Raw genomic sequence first — 20,593 nt, forward strand, 5'->3', positions numbered from 1 at the left:
ATGTGGGAGGCGTGGGGGGTCGGACAGGCGTACGCGACCGGAACAAGCTGACCGAGATCCGGCGCCTCCTGGCCACGGTGCCTATCGTTGTACTGCGCGGCTGCACCTGTCCGTGGGGCAGCCGGGGAGGAGCGCCACGATGACCGTCCTTGAAGACAGGATCGAGATGGCCGACGCCGACGCCATGGGTTTGGACGAGTGGTTCGAGCGTCTTGAGCGTATGCCCGTCCCCGAAGGATTCAGGGTCGAGATCGTCGGGGGCAACGTTTTCATGACGCCGCAGCGGGACACGCACTGGCAGATCATCTTCGAAATCGCGCATGCCCTCAGGGGCCGGTTCGGGAAGGAGTTCAAGGTGCTCTCGGACGTCCGCATCGACTTCCCAGGCCATCTCAACGGCTTCTGCCCGGACGTCGCCCTGCTCAAGGGCTCGGCGAAGAAGGACGACAAAGGCCGCTGGCGCCACGAGGACGTCGAGTTCGTCGCCGAGGTCATCTCCCAGGGAACGGCCCACAACGACTACGGCCCGAAGAAGCTCGCCTATGCGGAAGCCGAGGTCCCCCTCTACGTCATCGCCGACCCCTACCAGGGCCGCTGCTACGTCTACACCGACCCCAAGGACGGCGACTACGAGAACAGGACGCCGGTGGACTTCGGCACCGACATCGATCTGACCGGCACCGTGGTCGACTTGGTCCTGAAGACCGACGAGTTCCCCCGCGACTGACCCCGCTCCCACACGGACAACGCCGCCCCCGAGTCGTCCGCCGTCACCCACCCGCCGTCGCCCAGCGCGGCCACGGGCGGCCGGCTGCCGGCCGGTGCCGGATAGGTGATCTCCTCCGGTGTCCGCGCGCCCGCCGTGTCGATGATCCAGTGCCGGCCCTCCCCCCAGTCCTCCTCGCTCTCGACGGTCGAGCCGATCAGGGTCGTCTCGTCCACGAAGCCGCCCGCCCAGTCCCAGTAGGGACGCTCGTCGTCGTCCGGCTCGGCCCCCGGACGCGGGGGCACCGCGGTCTCGGCGTCCCACTCCAGGCCGTCCAGCACGGCACCGCCGGTGTCCCGCACCGCCAGCGCGTCCTGGTCGTGGGTCACGGTCATCAGCCGCTTCCCCGAGGGGCTCACGCTCATCAGCGTCAGATCGTCCCCGACACAGGTGACGGACAGCTGCGTCCCGTCCCAGCGGCCCCAGCGCAGCGGCGCCCCGTCCTGGCCCTCCCCGATGCTCAGCCCCATCTGCGCCGGATCCGCCGGGTGCGGCAGGTGGAAGCTGCCCGCCGCCGCGGCCCGGGCGTCGGCCCGCGCGAGCACCCGCCCGTCCGCCGGGTCCAGCAGCAGCCACTCGTCGACCACGTCCGGACCCAGCTCGCCCACCGCCAGCGGCCCGCGCACATGCGCCCAGACGAACGACCCGTCCACCGAGAACCCGACCGAACCGCGGTCCGGATACCGGTGGTCGGCACGGTCGCCGTACTCCTCGTACGATCCGTGCGACTCCCGGCAGGCGCCGTACCAGCAGCCGTGCCGGACCTCCCAGCGCGTCGCGCCCGACGGCTCCACCGCCCGCACCGCGTGCACGCCCGCGAACACGGCCAGGCTCGCGTCCGGCGCCACCGCCCACGTCCCGCGCCGGCGCGGCCACGGCGCGGGCACCCGCACCCTGTCGCCCGCCGGTGCGAAGGCCTCGTCCAACGGCTGGACCACGAGCGCGTCGTCGGCGCGCTGGGCCAGCAGGCGACGGCCGGGCAGGCCGAGCAGCTCGGGAAGGTCCGCCTCCGCCGAGGGCAGCAGCGCGGGCACGACGGCGCGGAGCCGGGCGCGAACGGACACGTGTCCCTCCAGGGGTGGTGCGGCTGCACGCACCGTACGGCACGCCGTTCGCGGGCCGCCGGGGAGGGGCCCGGCACCCCCTCGCCGGGCCCGGCGCACGGCCTCAACGTCCTTGCCGAAGACAGCACTTGCCTAGAGCGCACTCCAAGCCGTTGGCTAGTGGACCATGGAGTACACGCAGCTCGGACGCACGGGACTCAAGGTCAGCCGACTCGTCCTCGGGACGATGAACTTCGGTCCGCAGACCGACGAAGCCGACAGCCACGCGATCATGGACGCGGCGCTGGACGCGGGCATCAACTTCTTCGACACCGCCAACGTCTACGGCTGGGGCGAGAACAAGGGCCGGACCGAGACCATCATCGGCAACTGGTTCGCCAAGGGCGGCGGACGGCGCGAGAAGACCGTCATCGCCACCAAGGTGTACGGCAACATGGCCCCCGACAACGACGCCGCCTGGCCCAACCACGACAAGCTCTCCGCGGTGAACATCCGGCGCGCGGTGGACGCCAGCCTGAAGCGGCTGCAGACCGACTACATCGACCTCTACCAGTTCCACCACATCGACCGGAACACCCCGTTCGAGGAGATCTGGCAGGCGATCGACGTCCTCGTCCAGCAGGGCAAGATCCTCTACGCCGGCTCCAGCAACTTCCCCGGGTACAAGATCGCCCAGGCCAACGAGATCGCCGCCCGCCGCGGCGGCACCATCGGCCTGGTCAGCGAGCAGTGCCTGTACAACCTCGCCGAGCGCCGCGCCGAGATGGAGGTCATCCCGGCCGCGCAGGACTACGGCCTCGGGGTCATCCCGTGGTCCCCGCTGCACGGCGGCCTGCTGGGCGGGATCATCAAGAAGGAGGTCCAGGGCGGTCGCCGCGCCTCCGGCCGGGCCGCCGACACCCTGGCCGACCCGACGGCCCGCGCGCAGATCCAGGCGTACGAGGACCTGCTCGACAAGCACGGCCTGGAGCCCGGCGAGGTGGCGCTGGCCTGGCTGCTCACCCGCCCCGGCGTGACCGGCCCGATCGTCGGCCCGCGCACCGCCGAGCAGCTCCGGTCGGCCCTCCGCGCGGTCGAGCTGGACCTGAGCGAGGACCTGCTGACCGCCCTGGACGAGATCTTCCCGGGCCCGGGCCCGTCCCCGGAGGCCTTCGCCTGGTAAGAGCCCCGAAGGGGCGACCTGCCCAGGGGCGCGGGGCTGCGGCTGACATGCGGCTACCGCCGCGCGGGCGCGACCGGCCGCAGACGGCCCGCAGCCGCCGAACCGGCCGCAGTCCCCCGCCCCTGGGGCGCACACCACCAACCGCTACCTCACGGCCGACGCCACGGCCACCACCACGAACATGAGAACAAGCGCACCGGCCATGATCCGGTTCCGGATTTTCGGTTCCACGCATCGAGCCTAACCGGCCCCGCCCAGCACCCACCGGTCGACCACCTCGTACCGCGGCTGCTCCCCCGGCACCCCGGAGGCCGGCAGGTTGCTCCGCACCAGTGCCAGATCGGCCACGGTCCAGCTGCCGCCGGCGAACTCCGCGAGGGCCGCGACATAGGGGCGTACGTCCATGGCCTGCCGGCTGCGGGCCACCGTCAGATGGGCCTTGTACCGCCGGTGCTCCCCCATCGGCACCCCGGCCTTCCGCGCCGCCGCCTCCGCCCGGTCGGCCAGCAGCCGCAGCGCCTCCACGTCCCCCCGGGCGCCCGCCCACACCGCGCGGCCCTGGCCGAACTGGCCGCCGCCCGCGAGGCCGAGGGAGAAGGGGGCCGAGCGGCGGGCCGCGCGGGCGAGGCGGTCCGACAGGGCGGATACGACGTCGTCGGCGACCTCGCCGTAGAACGCGAGGGTGAAGTGCCAGCCGGCGCGGGCGGTCCAGCGCAGCCGGCCGGCCCCCGGCAGCTGCCGCAACCGGTCCACCTCCGCGGCGAGTTCGTCGACGATGTGCTCGGGGGGCAGTACGGCGGCGAAGAGTCTCATGAGCCTCACGATCCCAGACCCCGGGCGGCATGATGGGCCCATGGCGATCACCATCCGAGAAGGCGGACCCGACGACCTGCCCGTGATACTCGGCATGCTGGACAGCAGCGTGGAGTGGCTGGTCTCACAGGGACGGACCGCGCAGTGGGGCACCCAGCCCCTCTCGCGGCACGAGAAGACGGTCGCCGCGGTCGCGCGCGCCATGGACGAGGGCACCACGTACCTCGCCGAGGTGGACGGCACACCGGCCGCCACGCTCACCCTCACCGACGCGCCCGGCTCCTACCTGTCCCACCTGCCGCCGCCCGGCGAGCCCGAGCGGTACATCCACTGGCTCGCCTCCGACCGCCGCTTCAAGGGGCACGGCGCGGGCAGCGCCCTGCTCGCGCACGCCGCCGAGGTGACCCGGCGGGCCGGCGTGGGGCTGCTGCGCGTGGACTGCTACGCGGGCGGCGACCGCCGGCTCGTCGCCTACTACGAGGCCAACGGCTTCACCCCGACGCACACCTACACCCACGGCCCCGACGACTGGCCGGGGCAGGTGCTGGCCCGGCGGGTCGGCTGACGCCCTCCGGCACCCGCCTCGCCGCCGGCAGCCGCCCCGTCGCCGGCCCGCCGGACCCCGCCGGCCGGGTCACGCGGCGGTCGCCAGCTGCTCCCGCTCCCGGGGGACGAACCGGACCCGCGGGTGGCCGTGGTGCCAGCCCACCGACAGGCGCAGGCCGCCGATGCGGGCGAGGACCAGGCCGATCAGGCCGGCCGCGGCGGCCGAGACCACACCGCCGGCCGCGAAGCCGATCCGGGCGCCGTAGGTGTCGGTGACCCAGCCGACCACCGGCGCGCCCAGCGGCGTACCGCCCATGAACACCATCATGAACAGGGCCATCACCCGGCCGCGCATGGCCGGGTCGGTGGCCATCTGCACGGCCGTGTTCGCGGTGACGTTCACCGTCAGGCCGAACACCCCGATCGGGACCATGAGCAGCGCGAACAGCCAGTACGACGGTGCCGCGGCGGCCACGGTCTCCAGCACGCCGAAGGCCAGCGCGGCGGCGATCAGGACGCGCAGCCGGGCCGTGCCGCGCCGGGCGGCCAGCAGGGCGCCGACCAGGGAGCCGACGGCCATCAGGGTGTTGAAGAGGCTGTAGGCGCCGGCACCGGCGTGGAAGATGTCGTCGGCGTAGGCGGACAGCCACACCGGGAAGTTGAAGCCGAAGGTGCCGATGAAGCCGACCAGGACGATCGGCCAGATCAGCTCCGGCCGCCGGGCGACGTAGCGCAGGCCCTCCCGCAGCTGGCCCTTGCCGCGCGGCGCGCGCTCGATCACGTGCAGCTCGCGGGCGCGCATCAGCAGCAGGCCGGTGATCGGCGCGGCGAAGGACAGGCCGTTGGCGAGGAACGCCCAGCCGGTGCCCACACCGGTGATCATGAGGCCGGCGACGGCGGGGCCGACGAGCCGGGCGGACTGGAAGTTCGCCGAGTTCAGGCTGACCGCGTTCTGCAGCTGGTCGGGGCCGACCATCTCGGAGACGAAGGACTGGCGGGCCGGGTTGTCGACCACCGTGGCCAGGCCGACGGCGAAGGCGGCGACGTAGACGTGCCAGACCTCGACATGGCCGGAGAGGGTCAGCGCGGCGAGCGCGAGACCGGTGACGGCCATCGCGGCCTGGGTGACCAGCAGGGTGGGCCGCTTGGGCAGGCGGTCCACGAGGACGCCGCCGTACAGACCGAACAGCAGCATCGGCAGGAACTGCAGGGCCGTCGTGATGCCGACGGCCGCGGAGGAGCCGGTGAGGCTGAGGACCAGCCAGTCCTGGGCGATGCGCTGCATCCAGGTGCCGGTGTTGGAGACGACCTGGCCGAGGAAGAAGAGGCGGTAGTTCCGGATCTTCAGCGAGCTGAACATCGAGGACTTACGGGAAACGGGGGTGGTAGGGCTCGGTGCGGGGGCGGAAGGTATTCCGGATCCCGTACTCAAAAGGGTTCGCCTCCTCCAACGGTGCGCTTACAGATGTGCGAGCTTCTCCAGCACGGGGGCGGCGGCGCGCAGGGCGGCCCACTCGTCCTCGTCCAGGCCCTCGACCAGGCCGGCCAGGAAGGCGTTGCGCTTGCGGCGGCTCTCCTCGAGCATGGCCTCGGCCTGCTCGGTCTGGGTGACGACCTTCTGGCGCCGGTCCTCGGGGTGCGGCTCCAGCCGGACCAGCCCCTTGGCTTCGAGCAGCGCGACGATGCGGGTCATCGACGGCGGCTGGACGTGCTCCTTGCGGGCCAGCTCGCCCGGGGTGGCGGTGCCGCAGCGGGCGAGGGTGCCCAGCACCGACATCTCGGTGGGGCTCAGCGACTCGTCGACGCGCTGGTGCTTGAGCCGACGGGACAGCCGCATGACGGCGGAGCGGAGGGCGTTCACGGCGGCAGCGTCGTCGCCATGGGTAAGGTCCGGCATGTTCTTTAGCGTAACTCATTACTCTGGCTAAAGACCAGTCGGTGCGTCCGTCATGCCCGTGACACCCGCCACTGAACCCTCCGATCACCCGTATGAGTGAGTCGGTTCCGGAAAGCGGCGCACCGGGCGGCCGCGGGTGGCGACCCTCGTACGCATGGGGACCAGTGTGCTCAGCCTGCGGATAGACGGGGAGCTGCTCGAACGGCTCCGGGACCACGCGGCGAAAAGAGGAATGAGCGTCCAGGACTATGTCGTCCGGACGCTCATTCGGGATGACTTCGACGAGCGGTTCCAGGCCGCCGTCGAGGAGACGGAGAGGTTCTACGGGGTCACGTGACGGCTCACGTGAGCCCCAGGGCCGGCATCAGGTAGTAGAAGGCGAAGACGGCCGAGACGGCGTACATCGCCACCGGGATCTCCCGGGCCCGGCCGGCGGCCAGGCGCAGCACCGTGAAGGTGATGAAGCCCATGCCGATGCCGTTCGTGATCGAGTAGGTGAACGGCATCATCAGCATCGTCACGAAGGCCGGGATCGCGATCGTGTAGTCGGCCCAGTCGATCTCCTTGATGGCGTTCGACAGGATCAGGAAGCCGACCGCGACCAGTGCCGGGGTGGCCGCCTGGGACGGGACCATCGTGGCGATCGGGGTGAGGAACAGCGCCACGGCGAAGAGGCCGCCCGTGACGATGTTCGCGAGGCCGGTGCGGGCGCCCTCGCCGACGCCGGCCGTGGACTCCACGAAGGCGGTGGTGGCGGAGGAGGAGCTGGCACCGCCCGCCGCGACCGCGAGGCCGTCGACGAAGAGGACCTTGTTGATGCCGGGCATGTAGCCCTCGGCGTCGGTCAGCTTGGCCTCGTCGCTGACGCCCATGATCGTGCCCATCGCGTCGAAGAAGCACGACAGCAGGACCGTGAAGACGAAGAGGATGCCGGTCAGCACGCCGACCTTGGCGAACCCGCCGAACAGGCTGACCTGGCCGACCAGGCCGAAGTCGGGGGTGGCCACCGGGTTGCCGGGCCACTTCGGGACCGTCAGACCCCAGCTGGGCACCTTGGCGACCGCGTTGATGATCACCGCGAGGACGGTCATGCCGACGATGGAGATCAGGATCGCGCCGGGCACCTTGCGGACGATCAGCGCGAAGGTGAGGAGCGCGCCGAGGATGAAGACCAGCACCGGCCAGCCGGTGAGGTGACCGCCGGTGCCCAGCTGGAGCGGGACGGTGGTCTGGGCGGCGTCCGGCATCCGGGTGACGAAGCCGGCGTCGACCAGGCCGATCAGCATGATGAACAGGCCGATACCGATGGAGATGGCCTTGCGCAGCCCGAACGGCACGGCGTTCATCACGCGCTCGCGCAGGCCGGTGGCGACCAGCAGCATGACCACGAAGCCGGCCAGAACGACCATGCCCATGGCGTCCGGCCAGGACATGCGCGGCGCGAGCTGGAGCGCGACGACCGAGTTGACGCCGAGGCCGGCGGCGAGCGCGATCGGCACGTTGCCGATGACGCCCATCAGCAGCGTGGTGAACGCGGCCGTCAGCGCGGTGGCCGTCACCAGCTGGCCGTTGTCCAGGTGGTTCCCGTACATGTCCTTCGCGCTGCCGAGGATGATCGGGTTCAGCACGATGATGTACGCCATCGCGAAGAAGGTGGCGAGACCGCCGCGGACCTCGCGGGCGACGGTGCTGCCGCGCTCGGAGATCTTGAAGAAGCGGTCGAGGGCGCCGTAGCCGGGCCCGCCACCTGGCATTTCGGGGGTGGGGGCCTTGGCGGTCGCCGAGGTGGACATGGAGGACCTCATCCCCAGCGGGGTTCCCCCGAGCCCCGTTGGAGTTTCATACGATCAGAAGCGGTCAAAGACAAACGGCTTCAGTATGAACGTATGAGTCCGAGATCGCTATCTCCGCGCGTAGACAGATGCGGCGCTTAAGCTGTGCCCATGGCTAAGTGGACCCCCAAGCACGAGGCGCCGGAGCCCCTGGAGGGGCCCGTGGTCGCCACGATCACCGGCGGCACCCTCGTGTGGTTCGTCCTCTTCCTGGTCCAGCTCCCCTTCTACGGCTGGTTCGAGGACCACGGCCACCTGTGGTGGCTGTGGACGTGCCTGGCCGGGGGCGGGCTGGGGCTGATCGGCGTGTGGTACGTCCGCAGGCGGGACGCGGCGATCAAGAAGGCGGCGGAACCGCGGTCGGCATCGGCCGAATAGCGCGCGCCAGTCGGTGGGCGAGCGGGCGGATCCGCACGTACCGTCGAATGCATGAGCCACATAGACGCGGGCGCCGAACTCGACCCCGTGCACCCCGTGGCCCAGCCGACCAGGCTCTCGGCCGGGCTGACCGGTGTCGAAGTCGCGGACCGTGTCCGGCGCGGCCTCGTCAACGACGTGCCGGTGCGCAGCAGCCGGTCGCTGGGGGAGATCGTCCGGGCGAACGTCTTCACCCGGTTCAACGCGATCATCGGCGTGCTCTGGGTGATCATGCTGTTCGTCGCGCCGATCCAGGACAGCCTCTTCGGCTTCGTGATCCTCGCCAACACCGGCATCGGCATCGTCCAGGAGTGGCGGGCGAAACAGACCCTGGACTCGCTGGCGGTGATCGGGGAGGCCCGGCCCACGGTACGGCGGGACGGGGTGGCCACCGAGGTGGCCACCGGCGAGATCGTGCTGGACGACCTGATCGAGATCGGGTCCGGCGACAAGATCGTGGTCGACGGCGTGTGCGCCGAGGCGGACGGGCTGGAGATCGACGAGTCGCTGCTCACCGGCGAGGCCGACCCCGTCGTCAAGCGCCCCGGCGACCCGCTGCTGTCCGGCAGCTTCGTGGTCGCCGGCGGCGGCGCCTTCACGGCCACCAAGGTGGGCCGCGAGGCCTACGCCGCCCAGCTCGCCGAGGAGGCCTCCCGGTTCACGCTGGTCCACTCCGAGCTGCGCTCCGGCATCTCCACCATCCTCAAGTACGTCACCTGGATGATGGTCCCGGCGGCCGTCGGACTGGTCATCACCCAGCTCGTCGTCAAGAACGACGAACTCAAGGACGCCGTGGCCCGCACCGTCGGCGGGATCGTGCCGATGGTCCCGGAGGGCCTCGTCCTGCTCACCTCCGTCGCCTTCGCGATCGGTGTCATCCGGCTCGGCCGCAAGCAGTGTCTGGTGCAGGAGCTGCCCGCCATCGAGGGCCTGGCCCGCGTCGACACCGTCTGCCTGGACAAGACCGGCACGCTCACCGAGGGCGGCATGGACGTCACCGAGCTGCGGCTGCTGGACGGGGCCGACGAGCCGTACATCCACAAGGTGCTCGGCGCGCTCGGCGAGTCCGACCCGCGCCCCAACGCCTCCCTCCAGGCGATCATCGCGGCCTACCCGGACAGCGAGGACTGGCGGTGCGTCGAGTCGCTCCCCTTCTCCTCCGCCCGCAAGTACAGCGGGGCCGCGTTCAGCGAGGGCGACGGCGAGACCAGCACCTGGCTGCTGGGCGCCCCGGACGTCCTGCTCGACCCGGACGACCCGGCCCTGGCCGAGACCGAGCGGCTCAACGAGCAGGGGCTGCGCGTGCTGCTGCTGGCCCGCGCCCGCCGCGACCTGGACGACGCCGAGCCGGCCCGCGGCGCCCGCCCCACCGCCCTGGTCGTCCTGGAGCAGCGGCTGCGGCCCGACGCGTCCGACACCCTGCGCTACTTCGCCGAGCAGGACGTCCGCGCCAAGGTCATCTCCGGTGACAACGCGGTGTCGGTGGGCGCGGTCGCCGCGAAGCTGGGCCTGGAGGGGACGGCGGTGGACGCGCGGCGGCTGCCGTCCGACCGGCCGGCGATGGCGCGGGCGCTCGACGCGGGCACCGTCTTCGGGCGGGTCACCCCGCAGCAGAAGCGGGACATGGTCGGCGCGCTCCAGTCGGGCGGGCACACGGTCGCGATGACCGGGGACGGCGTGAACGACGTGCTGGCCCTGAAGGACGCGGACATCGGCGTCGCCATGGGCTCCGGTTCGGAGGCCACGCGGGCGGTGGCGCAGATCGTGCTGCTGAACAACAGCTTCGCGAGCCTGCCCTCGGTGGTCGCCGAGGGCCGCCGGGTGATCGGCAACATCACGCGGGTGGCGACGCTGTTCCTGGTGAAGACGGTGTACTCGGTGCTGCTGGCGGTGCTGGTGGTGTGCTGGCAGGTCGAGTACCCCTTCCTGCCCCGGCACCTGACCCTGCTGTCCACGCTGACCATCGGAGTCCCGGCCTTCTTCCTGGCCCTCGCACCCAACAAGGAGCGGGCCAGACCGCACTTCGTGCGCCGGGTGATGCGGTACGCGATCCCCGGCGGCGTGCTGGCCGGCGCGGCGACCTTCGCCACCTATCTGCTCGCCCGCCACCACTACTCCGGTCCCGGCGCCCTGGCGGCGGAGACGAGCGCGGCCACCCTGACCCTGTTCCTGATCTCCATGTGGGTGCTGGCGATCATCGCCCGCCCCTACACCTGGTGGCGGGTGGCCCTGGTGGCCGCGATGGCCGTGGCCTTCCTGCTCGTCCTCGCGATCCCGCCGCTTCAGGACTTCTTCGCGCTGAAGCTGGTCGGCGTCACGATGCCGTGGACGGCGGTCGCCGTGGCGGCGGCAGCGGCGGCCACCCTGGAGTACCTGTGGAAATGGGTCGACCGCCGCTTCCCGGCCTGAGCCGGGGCCCCGGGGGGTGGCCCCGGGGCGGGTGTCACCGCACGTCGACGTAGTCACCCGGGGCGCTGACCGCCGGGGTGGTGGACGTACCCGCGAAGGAGAAGCGCCAGTAGCCGTCGTAGTTCGCGGTGGTCGTGGTCTTCAGGTTGCCGTACGAGTCCGTGTAGACGGTCTTGACGGTGGTGTAGGTGGTCGTGCCCGCCTTCTTGAACTGGAGCTTGACCGGCTGGCCGGAGTAGCCGTGGTACTGGTTGTCCTCCCAGTTGGCGCGGGTCAGCTTGCCCGTCACCGTGAGGGTGCGGCCCTTGGTGACCGGCTCGGGGCCCGCGTTGACGGTGAGCTTGGAGTAGCGCTGGACGAGGGTGCTGCCGAGGCCGCTCTGGTCCTTGTAGCCGACCTTGCTCAGGTCGGGGTCGTCCTGGTCCTGGCCGTTGAAGGCGACCGCCTCGGCGGCCACGTTCCAGGAGCCGGCCCAGGCGTTCTCCAGGTCGCCGTCGGCCGGGTAGATGTCGATCGTGCCCTTGCAGGTGGCCGTCGTCGCCGAGGTGGCGGTGCAGGTCGCCGGCTCGTCGCCGTACAGCTCGCCGGCCGCGGTGTCGTACGCGCCCTTGTAGAGGAAGGCGTCGGTGTAGAAGTCGTCCGCGGCGATGTTCACGTCGGAGCCGTGCGTCAGCGTGTACGAGTAGCTGGCGCTCACCTTGTTGGTGGTGCCGACCTTGATCGCCTTGGCGACGGTGACGTTCGAGAAGCTGACGTTCAGCGTGTACGGCGTGCCGGACTCACCGGTGGCGTGCGCGGCCGGGACGGCGAGAGCGGAGAGGGCCAGGGCGCCGGAGACGGCGGCCACGGTGGCACGTATGCGCATGTGCGTTTCCCTGGAGGGAGAAGTGATCGTGGAGTCGGTCGACTCGTACGGTCAGATCCACGAGACATACGGCAGGTTGTACGGCAAGAGCGATTTCCGGCCGGATTTTTTTCACGGTCCCGGTCCCGGGCGGTGACAGGCGCGCCCGGGGCCGGTCCCGTACGGCTCACTGCACGTCGACGTAGTCGCCCGGGGAGCTGACCAGCGGGGTGATCCAGTTGCCGAGGTAGGTGAAGCGGTAGGAGCCGTCGGCCGTGGCGGTGGTCGTCGTCTCCACTCGGCCGCCGGTGCCCGCGTTGGTGCTCTGGACCGGGGTGTAGGACGTCTCGGACTTCTTCCGGTACTCCAGCTTCACGTACACGCTGGAGGAGAAGCCGTGGTACTTGCCGTCGTCCCAGCTGGCGCGGCTGAGCAGGCCGGTGACCGTGATGGTCCTGCCCTTCCTGACCGGCTCCGGCGAGGCGTTCGCGGTCAGCTTGGCGAAGCGCTGGAGCGCGAAGTCCTTGGCGCTGTCGCGCTGCGCGACCCCGATCCGGCCGGGGTCCCGCGGATCGTTCCTGTCCTGGCCGTTGTAGGCGACGGCGTGCAGCCCGGTCTTCCAGACCCCGGCGTCCGCGTTGCGCAGGTCGGCCGGGTCGACGGTGACGGTGGCCGTGCACGTCGCGACGGTCGCGGGGGCGGTGGCGGAATCCGTGCAGGCCGCCTCGGCGGACTCCAGCGTGGAGGTCCGCTCGTCGAGCGAGGCGCCGCGGTACAGGTCGACGCCGACGACGAAGTCGGAGGCGTGGATGTCGACGTCCGCGCCGTGTTTCAGCGTGAACGTGACGGCCGCCTTCTTCGGGGTCGTCGTGCCGACGGCGACGGTGCTCCCGCCGTTGATCTTGGTGTTGGAGAAGGTGACGTCCAGGGCGTACGGGCCGCCCTCGGTGGCGTGGGCGGCCGGCACCGCGAGGGCGCCGAGGGCCAGGGCGCCGGTCGCGGCGACCGCGGTGGCGCGCATGCGCATGCGTTCCCCCCGTGAGGAAAAAGGTGTGCGGAAGGGTGACGCCCGGGGTCCGGCGGCCGGCCGGACCCCGGGCGGAGAGCGACCGGCTCAGCGCACGTCGATGAAGTCACCCGCGGCGCTGACCGCCGGGGTGCTCGTGGTGCCCGCGAAGGAGAAGCGGTAGTAGCCGTCGGCCGTGGCCTTGGTCGTCGTCTTCAGGCTGCCCGTGGAGTCCGTCTTGACGGTCTTCAGCGTGGTGTAGGTGCTGGAGCCCTTCTTGCGGAACTGGAGTTTCACGGACTGGCCGGTGTAGCCGTGGTACTTGTGGTCCTCCCAGTTGGCGCGGGAGAGCTTGCCCGTGACGGTGAGGGTGCCGCCCTTCTTCACCGGCTCCGGGGAGGCGTTGACCGTCAGCGTGGAGTTGCGCTGGACCAGGGTGGTGCCCAGGTCGAACTGGACGGCGGACTTCTCGTTCTCGAAGTCCAGGGCGAGGGCCGCGCCGTGCCAGGTGCCGGCCTGCGCGTTGCGCAGCTTCAGGTCGGCGTCGCTCTCGCGCGGGTTGATGTCGATCGGGCCCTTGCAGGTGGCCGTCGTCGCCGAGGTGGCGGTGCAGGTGGCCGGGTTCTGGCCGCCCTGGACGTTCTCCGGGTCCTCGGCGGAGCCGCGGTAGATCAGCGGGCCGGTCAGCACGCTGCCGTCGGTGACGTCGATGTCGGCGGCGTGGGTCATCTTGTAGGTGACCCAGGTGGTGACCTTGTCGGTCGTACCGACCTTGATCGCCTTGGTGATCTTGAAGTCGGAGAACGAGACCTTCAGGTCGCCGATCGGCGCGGACGTGGCGGTGAAGGCCGTCCGGCCCGAGGTGTGCTGCGCGACGGCCTCCAGGGCGCCGGCGCGGTAGGACGAGCCGCCGTCCGCCGCGTGCGCGGCGGGGACGGCGAGGGCGGAGAGGGCCAGGGCGCCGGAGACGGCGGCCACAGTGGCACGAAGACGCATGTGTGTCCCTGAGTGGAAGTGGTGCTGAAGTGCCGGTCGCTTACTGCACGTCGACGAGGTCACCGGCGGCGCTGACGGCCTGGGTGCTCGAGTTGCCCGCGAAGGAGAAGCGGTAGTAGCCGTCGGCCGTCGCGGTGGTGGTGGTCTTCAGGTTGCCCTTGGAGTCCGTCTTGACGGTCTTCAGCGTGGTGTAGGTGGAGGAGCTCTTCTTGCGGAACTGGAGCTTCACGGACTGCGAGCCGTAGCCGCCGTACTTCAGCGACTCCCAGTTGGCGCGGGTGAGGGCACCGGTGACGGTGAGGGTCTTGCCCTTCTTCACCGGCTCGGGGGCGGCGTTGGCGGTGAGCTTGGCCGCGCGCTGGAAGGAGAAGGAGCCGGCCTTGTCCTTCGAGATGAAGTCGTCGTCCTTGGCGTCGATCCAGGCGCCGACGTACCAGGTGCCCGCGTTGCTGTTGCTGAGGTAGTCGACCTTCGGGTCGAGCTTCACCGAGGCGGTGCAGGTGGACGTGGTGGAGTTGACGACGGTGCAGCTCGGCTTGCCGGTCATCTCCCAGCCGTAGCCGGGGCCCTTGAGGTCGAAGGGCTGGGCGCCCTTGATGCCCGAGTTGTCCGTCGCGGTCACGCTGACCTTGATGGTCACGGGGCTGGAGGTGCCGATCTGCACCTTGTTGTCGCCGTCCACGACCACCTTGGTGATCTTCGTGTCGCCGTAGCCGCCATCGGCCTGGGCGGCCGGGACGGAGAGGGCGGACAGGGCCAGAGCGCCGCCCACGACGGCGACAGAGGCACGGATGCGCATGTGATGTCCCCACGTTCAGATCTGGGGAGTCGGGTGACTCCGCAGATGTGACGTGGGGACGATGTGAAAGGTTGTACTACTGGTGAGAATTTCGTGGGGAGTTGCTCGCGTGAGGTGTGGCGGGGATCAGTCGAACCAGCGGTCCCGCGCCAGCTCCTCCGTCCGCGACGGGTCCTCCAGCAGCGCGGCCACCTCGAACCGTCGCGGCCACTGCCCCGCCGCCCACGCCAGCCCGGCGGCGACCCCCTCCAGGGTGGCCGCGTGCAGCACACCGTCGTCGGTCAGCCGCCAGTCGATCTCCACGCCGTCCACGACGAGTTCCTCGTGCTCGACGTAGGTCTGCGGCGTACGCGGTCCGAGCAGCACCCGCACCGAGTCCGGGACGTCGTGCTCGGTCCCCTCGGAGTGCACCGCGCCGGTGACGGACTCGCTCAGCCGCCGCACCTGGAACAGCTCGGCCAGCTCGGCGGCCCGCGCGGGCCGGACCGGCAGCAGCGGCACACCGGAGGTGAACGGCAGCAGATCCGGCGAGTCGACCACGACGGCCGCCCCGGCGTCCACGACCTCCACCCGCCCGTCGACCACGGCCCGCAGCTCGTCCGGCAGGGTCACCTGCTCGGGCTCCAGCTCCGCCAACGCGCTGTACAGGCCGTGCAGTTGGGCGGGCGTGACCGGCCGCTCCGGGTCGGCGAGCCGGTCCAGCAGCTCGGCGGCCCCGCCGGGCTCGTCCAGCAGCGCCCCCACGGAGGTGCGCACGCCGAGCGCCCGCAGCACCTGCTCGTCCTCGAACCCGGTGGCGTCGGCCTCGTCGTACAGGCCCCGCAGCAGCGGGTCCCCGCCGGCGGCGAGCAGCCCGGCCGGGCGCCGCCCGTCGAGCACCGGGTGCCCGCGCAGCCACCACGCGGTGTACGGCCGTACGACCTCGTGGGTGCCGTCGGGCAGCAGGATCCGCACGGGCTGGGTGAGGGCGTCCCGCAGCGGCGGCCGGGCCAGCAGGGCGAGCGCCTCGGCCCAGTGGTCGTCGTCCACCAGGTCCAGGTCGCGGACGGCGACGAGTTCGGTGGCGACGGGCGGCACCGGGCTGTCCGGGAACCGGTCGAGGATGTCCTCGCACCACACGTCCACGGCGTCCAGCAGCCCCGCGTCGTCGGGCTCGGCGTAGTCGCCCTCCCGGGGCTCCAGCTCGTCCGGGTCCAGGACGACGTCCGTGGCGCGCACCAGCGCGAAGTCGGCGAGCACCCCGCACGCGGCGAGCGGCTGCTCCCCCCACTTCTCGGCCAGCTCGGCGTCCACCGCGGCCAGCTCCCCCTCCCGGATCACCCGGGCGAAGGGGCTGCCGGGGAACACCAGCTCACCGGCGGGCGCGAGTTCCCCGTCCTCGTCGGGCAGCGCGAGAGCGCCCAGCCAGGGCTCGTCCCCCGGTTCGAGACCGGCGTCCCGCACCAGCCCGAGCACCGTCTCGGCCAGCTCCTCGGCGTCCGGCGCGTCCTCCTCCCAGCCGAGCCCCCCGTCGTCCTCCAGAGAGCCCGCCACGGCGGCCCGCACCTGCGGCGTGGTCAGCACCGCGCGCGGAGTGGCGGGCAGCGCGCCCAGCTTCTCCAGCAGCGGATGCACGGCATCGGCGTGGGCCACCTTCAGCCCCAGCCGCCCCAGCACGTCCGCGTCGATCCGGGCCCCGTCGGGCGTGGGCAGCAGCACCTGCCGGGGCCCGATGGTGGTCCGTCCGTCGCCGAGCGGCACGGGCAGCCCGGACAACCGGTCCGGGTCCACCCCCGCCAGGCTGTCGTACAGCCGCCACCACCACTCGGGCCCCTTCTCCAGCCCGGCGAGCCGGTCGATGGCGTCGGCGAGCGGCAGCCGGGCCACCCCGAGCGTGCGCAGCTCGACGCGCCGCTCCAGACCGGCCGGCAGCAGGGTGGGCAGCACCTCGGCCAGCACCCGCACGGTGTCGGCCCCGGCCCCCTCCACGACCTCGGCGTCCCGGGGCCGCAGGGCCTCCGGCAGTTCGTCGTCGCCCTTCGCCTCGACGGCCGGCGGCAGGAAGGCGGTACGCGGCAACCGCTCCTGGACGGCCCGCCGCAGCGCCCCGTCCAGCTCGCCCTTCCCCAGCGGCCCGGGCACGAGATCGAGGATCCCGGCCCCCACCGGGCGCCATCCGGCGAGCAGTTCGGCGTAGACGTCGGCCGCCCGCTGCACCAGGAAGTCGGTGAGCGGCCCGGGCGCCGCGTGCCGGCGGGTGGTGTCGAGCGGGAACGACGCGATGAGCAGCGCGGGCACGCCCAGGGGCTCGTCGCTCGGCGTGGGCGCGTGCACGACCGGGCTCGTACGGGGCCGGGCCGGGGCGCCGTAGGCGTCGACGGGCACGGCCCAGGTCACCGACCAGTGCGGACGCAGCCGCTCCTCCACCGGCCGGTCGGCGAGCAGGTCGGCGTCGAGCGGCCCGTGCCCGGACGCGGTGCGCCAGTTCGTGACCCCGTCGCGGGAGTCCTCCACGACGGTGAAGGCGCCGTCGGTGCGCCGGCTGAGCGTGCGCGCAGCCTCGCCCTCGATCTCCACGACGACCTCCGCCAGCCCCGGCAGGGCGAGCAGCAGGGCGTCGTCGACCCCGTCGAGCAGCCGCTCGGCGAGACCGGCGGCGGCAGCGTCGCGCAGCGGCAGGATGACGGCGGTGTCGTACGGCTCCGGCGCGGTTCCCTCGGCGGCGAAGGGCAACCGGAGCAGGGGCACGTGCCCGTCCCGGCGCCGCACCTCGTCGCCGAGCCCCGGGCTGTGCCGTGCCACGTCCGCCGCCAGCTCCCGCGCCTCGGCGAGCGACCAGCGCACACCACCGTGCCGCCCCACGATCGCCGGCTCGTCGGTCACGGCGAGTACGGCGGCGAAACCGACGCCGAACCGGCCGACGGCCCCCTGCGTCACCTCGGTGTCCCGCTTCGCGGAGGCCCGCAGCGTGGACAACGACTCGACACCGGCCGCGTCCAGCGGCGCGCCGGTGTTCGCCGCCACGAGCACCCCGTCGCGGAGGGTGAGCCGCAGCCGCCCCGGCACACCGGCCCGGGCGGCGGCGTCAGCGGCGTTCTGCGCCAGCTCGACGACGAGCCGGTCCCGGTACCCCCCGAGGACGAGATCCTCCTCGGCGTTGGCGTCCTCCCGGAACCGGGCGGGGCTGGTCGCCCACGCGTCGAGAACCCCGCGCCGCAGACGGGCGGTGCCGAAGGGGTCGGCGCCCTCGGCCGCCGGCCGCACGAACTTGCTCACGTTCACACTCTCCTCGCTCCGCGTGAGGACGAAGGTACAGCGCGGATCCGGTGGGCCATCAACGCGGCTGGTGGGGGTAGGCGGTAGGAACCCATCCGCCGGCACGGTGGTGCCGTACGTACGAAGGTGGTGCCGTCCCATGGCCGAGAGCCAGGATGTCGTCGAGCTGATCCTCCAGGACCACCGGCGCATGGAGGAGCTGTTCCGCCTCATGCGCAGCGTGGAGGCCGACCGTGCGGCCGCGCTGGAGGAGTTCGCGGACCTGCTGATCGCGCACGCGCTGGCCGAGGAGGCCAAGGTCTACCCCGCCCTGAAGCGGTACAAGAACATCGACGACGAGGAGGTAGAGCACGGCGAGCATGAGCACGACGAGGGCAACCAGGCCCTGCTGGCCCTCCTGGAGGTCGACGAGGTCGGCTCCGGGGAGTGGGACGAGAAGCTGGAGGAGCTGGTCGAGGCCGTCACCCACCACGCCGACGAGGAGGAACGCACCATCCTCAACGGGGCACGCGAGAACGTGGCGATGGACCGGCGCGCGGAGCTGGGCGCGGCCTTCCGTGAGGAGCGCGAGCGTCAGCTGAAGGCCGGATGCGGCGCGGTCGACAACGTGCGCCGCATCGTGAAGTCCTGACCCGCGCACCGGGGCCCGGGACCCGGGCCGGGTGCTCAGGGTCCCGGCCCCGGGTCCGGCCGCACGGCACGGCCCAGACCGGCCCGGGCCGCTTCCAGCTGCGCGGCGAACGCGATGCCCAGGAACAGGGCGATCCCGGTCAGGTTGGCCCACAGCAGCAGGGCCACGAAGGCCGTGAGCGGCCCGTACACGGCGCCGAAGGAGCCGCTGCGGGAGACATAGAGCGCCAGCAGCCAGGTGGCGGTCACCCACAGCACCAGGTGGACGGCGGAACCGAACGCCAGCCAGGTGTACCCGGGCTGGGCCCGGCGGGGCGACCAGCGGAAGACGACGGCGGAGGCGATCCAGGCGAGGGCCGTCCCCACGGGCACCTCCAGGGCTCCCCACCACGCCGGGGGCCCCGAGACGCCCAGCGCCTCGGTCGCCGCGGCGGTCACGGCCTCGCCGGCGACCAGGACCAGGAACCCCAGCACCATGGGCACCCCGGCGGCGAAGGCGAGCAGCACGGCCCTGCCGTACTTCCGCGGGAACGGCCGGTCGCGTTCGATGCCGTAGATCCGGTTGGCGCCCCGTTCCACCTGGCCCATGGCCGAGGCCAGGTTGAGGACGGAGAAGACCAGCCCCAGGCACAGCGCGAGGGTGCTCCACGCGTCGGAACCGGCGGTGCGGCGGGTGCCGCGCAGCGCCTCCCGGACGACGTCGGCGCTGGCGCCCGGCACGATCCTGCCCAGGGTCAGCTCGACGATCCGCCCCACGCTCTCCGTGTGCGCGGCCGTGGCGAGGCCGACGAGCGCGATGGCGAACGGCACCATGCCCAGCACGATCTGGAAGCCGAGGGCGCGGGCGTTGGTGAAGCCGTCGGCGTAGCGGAACCGGGAGAAGGCGTCGAGCAGCAGTCGCGCGCCCCCGTAGCGCCGCAGCGCGGTGAAGGCCTCGTCACCGGAGAGCTCGTCCCCGATCATGTCCCGCGTCTGCGGGACGTGCACCACCGTCCCCATGGTCCGTGTCCCCTCTCAGCCGCGTCCACCGCCGGCCGGCACCCCGGGGTCCGGGTGGTTCCCGGGTCCGCCGCCCGGTCCGGCCAGCGGGGTCGGCGACAGGGCAGTGGGTTCCTCACCGGGTTCGAGCAGGGTGTCCGCCGCGCCGACGATCAGCGGGTCGGGGGTGCCGACCGCCTCGTGGTCCTTGGCCGGGTACGCGAAGCGGTCCAGGAGGCTGCGCATCGCCTCCAGCCGGCCCCGCCGCTTGTCGTTGTTCTTCACGACCGTCCAGGGCGCGTGCGCGGTGTCGGTCGCCCGGAACATGTCGACCTTGGCCGCGGTGTAGTCGTCCCAGCGGTCGAGCGAGGCGAGGTCGGTCGCGGAGAGCTTCCACCGGCGCACCGGGTCGACCTGCCGGATCGCGAACCGGGTCCGCTGCTCGGCGCGGGACACCGAGAACCAGAACTTGACCAGCAGGATGCCGTCGTCGGTGAGGAGCTGCTCGAACAGCGGGGCCTGCCGCAGGAAGCGCCGGTGTTCGTCCTCCGAGCAGAATCCCATGACCCGCTCGACTCCGGCCCGGTTGTACCAGGACCGGTCGAAGAAGACCATCTCCCCGGGGGCCGGCAGGTGCGTCACGTACCGCTGGAAGTACCACTGGCCCGCCTCGCGCTCGGTCGGCTTGTCCAGCGCCACCACGCGGGCCCCCCGGGGGTTCAGCCGCTCGGTGAACCGCTTGATGGTGCCGCCCTTGCCGGCCGCGTCCCGGCCCTCGCACACCACGACGATCCGCTGCCCCGTGTCCTTCGCCCAGCGCTGGAGCTTGAGCAGCTCGATCTGGAGGACCCGCTTGGTCCGCTCGTACTCGCGCCGGCCGATCCGGTGGTCGTAGGGGTGGTTCTCCCGCCAGGTCTCGACCGGCCGGCCGTCGGCGTCCAGCAGCACCGGCCGCTCCGGCTGCCGGTCGTCCACCGCGAACCCCCGCAGCAGGTCGTCCTCGCGCCCCGTGCCGTGGGTCTCCCCGGCCTCCGTCACCTGCTCGTGCTCGGCCACGCCACCGCCTCTCCGTCTCACTCCCGCCGGGGCCGCCACGCCCGGTCTTCACACACGTGCCCGCACGGACGGGTGACGAACGCCTGTACCGTCTCTGTACCGTCACTCGGGTCGTTCCTTTCC

The 20,593-nt window shown here is 72.0% G+C and carries 19 protein-coding genes; 7 read left to right on the plus strand and 12 right to left on the minus strand.

Annotated elements, in window-relative coordinates:
• The first annotated feature begins 139 nt into the window (after positions 1 to 139).
• Positions 140 to 727 carry a Uma2 family endonuclease gene (locus tag CCN44_RS32090; RefSeq protein ID WP_079081028.1) on the plus strand — a complete coding sequence of 196 codons (588 nt, stop codon included), beginning with the start codon at positions 140 to 142 and terminating at the stop codon, positions 725 to 727.
• On the opposite strand, the gene CCN44_RS32095 is transcribed toward CCN44_RS32090, so the two are convergent.
• Positions 628 to 1,830, minus strand: coding sequence for a hypothetical protein (locus CCN44_RS32095; protein WP_063808563.1), 1,203 nt, complete (start codon positions 1,828 to 1,830; stop codon positions 628 to 630). The genes CCN44_RS32090 and CCN44_RS32095 overlap by 100 nt on opposite strands.
• Before the next feature lie 166 nt (positions 1,831 to 1,996).
• Here CCN44_RS32095 and CCN44_RS32100 point away from each other — a divergent pair, with 166 nt between their 5' ends.
• Positions 1,997 to 2,992: an aldo/keto reductase gene (locus CCN44_RS32100; RefSeq protein ID WP_059250502.1), complete on the plus strand. Its 996-nt coding sequence runs from the start codon at positions 1,997 to 1,999 to the stop codon at positions 2,990 to 2,992.
• Between the two features lie 240 nt (positions 2,993 to 3,232).
• Here the strand turns inward: CCN44_RS32100 and thpR are convergent, their stop codons facing one another.
• Complete coding sequence (thpR, locus tag CCN44_RS32105) at positions 3,233 to 3,805, minus strand: RNA 2',3'-cyclic phosphodiesterase (RefSeq protein ID WP_086701625.1); 573 nt, start codon at positions 3,803 to 3,805, stop codon at positions 3,233 to 3,235.
• A 40-nt stretch (positions 3,806 to 3,845) separates the two neighbouring features.
• Between thpR and CCN44_RS32110 the strand changes: the two genes are divergently transcribed.
• Positions 3,846 to 4,370: a GNAT family N-acetyltransferase gene (locus CCN44_RS32110; protein WP_059250496.1), complete on the plus strand. Its 525-nt coding sequence runs from the start codon at positions 3,846 to 3,848 to the stop codon at positions 4,368 to 4,370.
• 69 nt (positions 4,371 to 4,439) lie between these two features.
• On the opposite strand, the gene CCN44_RS32115 is transcribed toward CCN44_RS32110, so the two are convergent.
• A complete protein-coding gene (locus tag CCN44_RS32115) occupies positions 4,440 to 5,783 on the minus strand; it encodes an MFS transporter (protein ID WP_086701628.1) in 1,344 nt (447 codons plus the stop codon).
• Positions 5,784 to 5,810: 27 nt separating this feature from the next.
• The gene (locus CCN44_RS32120; protein WP_059250490.1) at positions 5,811 to 6,248 is read right to left on the minus strand and encodes a MarR family winged helix-turn-helix transcriptional regulator; all 438 of its coding nucleotides are present in this window, start codon (positions 6,246 to 6,248) and stop codon (positions 5,811 to 5,813) included.
• Between the two features lie 154 nt (positions 6,249 to 6,402).
• Here CCN44_RS32120 and CCN44_RS32125 point away from each other — a divergent pair, with 154 nt between their 5' ends.
• The gene (locus CCN44_RS32125) at positions 6,403 to 6,585 is read left to right on the plus strand and encodes a hypothetical protein (protein WP_059255082.1); all 183 of its coding nucleotides are present in this window, start codon (positions 6,403 to 6,405) and stop codon (positions 6,583 to 6,585) included.
• Positions 6,586 to 6,589: 4 nt separating this feature from the next.
• On the opposite strand, the gene CCN44_RS32130 is transcribed toward CCN44_RS32125, so the two are convergent.
• A complete protein-coding gene (locus CCN44_RS32130) occupies positions 6,590 to 8,041 on the minus strand; it encodes an NCS2 family permease (protein WP_059250489.1) in 1,452 nt (483 codons plus the stop codon).
• 150 nt (positions 8,042 to 8,191) lie between these two features.
• Between CCN44_RS32130 and CCN44_RS32135 the strand changes: the two genes are divergently transcribed.
• Both CCN44_RS32135 and CCN44_RS32140 read left to right on the plus strand, forming a co-directional pair.
• Positions 8,192 to 8,458 (plus strand): DUF2530 domain-containing protein, encoded by a 267-nt coding sequence (locus tag CCN44_RS32135; RefSeq protein WP_079081027.1) that lies wholly within the window; start codon positions 8,192 to 8,194, stop codon positions 8,456 to 8,458.
• Between the two features lie 51 nt (positions 8,459 to 8,509).
• Positions 8,510 to 10,906 (plus strand): HAD-IC family P-type ATPase, encoded by a 2,397-nt coding sequence (locus tag CCN44_RS32140; protein WP_086701631.1) that lies wholly within the window; start codon positions 8,510 to 8,512, stop codon positions 10,904 to 10,906.
• Between the two features lie 34 nt (positions 10,907 to 10,940).
• On the opposite strand, the gene CCN44_RS32145 is transcribed toward CCN44_RS32140, so the two are convergent.
• From CCN44_RS32145 to CCN44_RS32165, 5 genes are all read right to left on the minus strand, one after another.
• On the minus strand, positions 10,941 to 11,771 hold the full coding sequence (locus tag CCN44_RS32145) for a hypothetical protein (RefSeq protein ID WP_086701634.1): 831 nt from the start codon (positions 11,769 to 11,771) through the stop codon (positions 10,941 to 10,943).
• A gap of 166 nt (positions 11,772 to 11,937) precedes the next feature.
• Entirely contained in the window at positions 11,938 to 12,771 is an 834-nt protein-coding gene (locus tag CCN44_RS32150) for a hypothetical protein (RefSeq protein ID WP_059250483.1), read from the minus strand.
• Positions 12,772 to 12,864: 93 nt separating this feature from the next.
• Positions 12,865 to 13,752 carry a hypothetical protein gene (locus tag CCN44_RS32155; protein ID WP_086701638.1) on the minus strand — a complete coding sequence of 296 codons (888 nt, stop codon included), beginning with the start codon at positions 13,750 to 13,752 and terminating at the stop codon, positions 12,865 to 12,867.
• Between the two features lie 40 nt (positions 13,753 to 13,792).
• The gene (locus CCN44_RS32160; RefSeq protein ID WP_059250479.1) at positions 13,793 to 14,551 is read right to left on the minus strand and encodes a hypothetical protein; all 759 of its coding nucleotides are present in this window, start codon (positions 14,549 to 14,551) and stop codon (positions 13,793 to 13,795) included.
• Between the two features lie 126 nt (positions 14,552 to 14,677).
• Positions 14,678 to 17,806, minus strand: a complete 3,129-nt coding sequence (locus CCN44_RS32165; protein WP_086701654.1) for a sacsin N-terminal ATP-binding-like domain-containing protein — start codon at positions 17,804 to 17,806, stop codon at positions 14,678 to 14,680.
• Positions 17,807 to 17,945: 139 nt separating this feature from the next.
• Here CCN44_RS32165 and CCN44_RS32170 point away from each other — a divergent pair, with 139 nt between their 5' ends.
• A complete protein-coding gene (locus CCN44_RS32170) occupies positions 17,946 to 18,437 on the plus strand; it encodes a hemerythrin domain-containing protein (RefSeq protein ID WP_059250478.1) in 492 nt (163 codons plus the stop codon).
• A 35-nt stretch (positions 18,438 to 18,472) separates the two neighbouring features.
• On the opposite strand, the gene CCN44_RS32175 is transcribed toward CCN44_RS32170, so the two are convergent.
• A complete protein-coding gene (locus CCN44_RS32175) occupies positions 18,473 to 19,435 on the minus strand; it encodes a YihY/virulence factor BrkB family protein (RefSeq protein WP_059250476.1) in 963 nt (320 codons plus the stop codon).
• A gap of 15 nt (positions 19,436 to 19,450) precedes the next feature.
• Complete coding sequence (gene ppk2, locus CCN44_RS32180; RefSeq protein ID WP_086701641.1) at positions 19,451 to 20,470, minus strand: polyphosphate kinase 2; 1,020 nt, start codon at positions 20,468 to 20,470, stop codon at positions 19,451 to 19,453.
• Positions 20,471 to 20,593: the final 123 nt, after the last annotated feature.

The organism is Streptomyces tricolor (genome assembly GCF_002155905.1).
Taxonomy (GTDB): domain Bacteria; phylum Actinomycetota; class Actinomycetes; order Streptomycetales; family Streptomycetaceae; genus Streptomyces; species Streptomyces tricolor.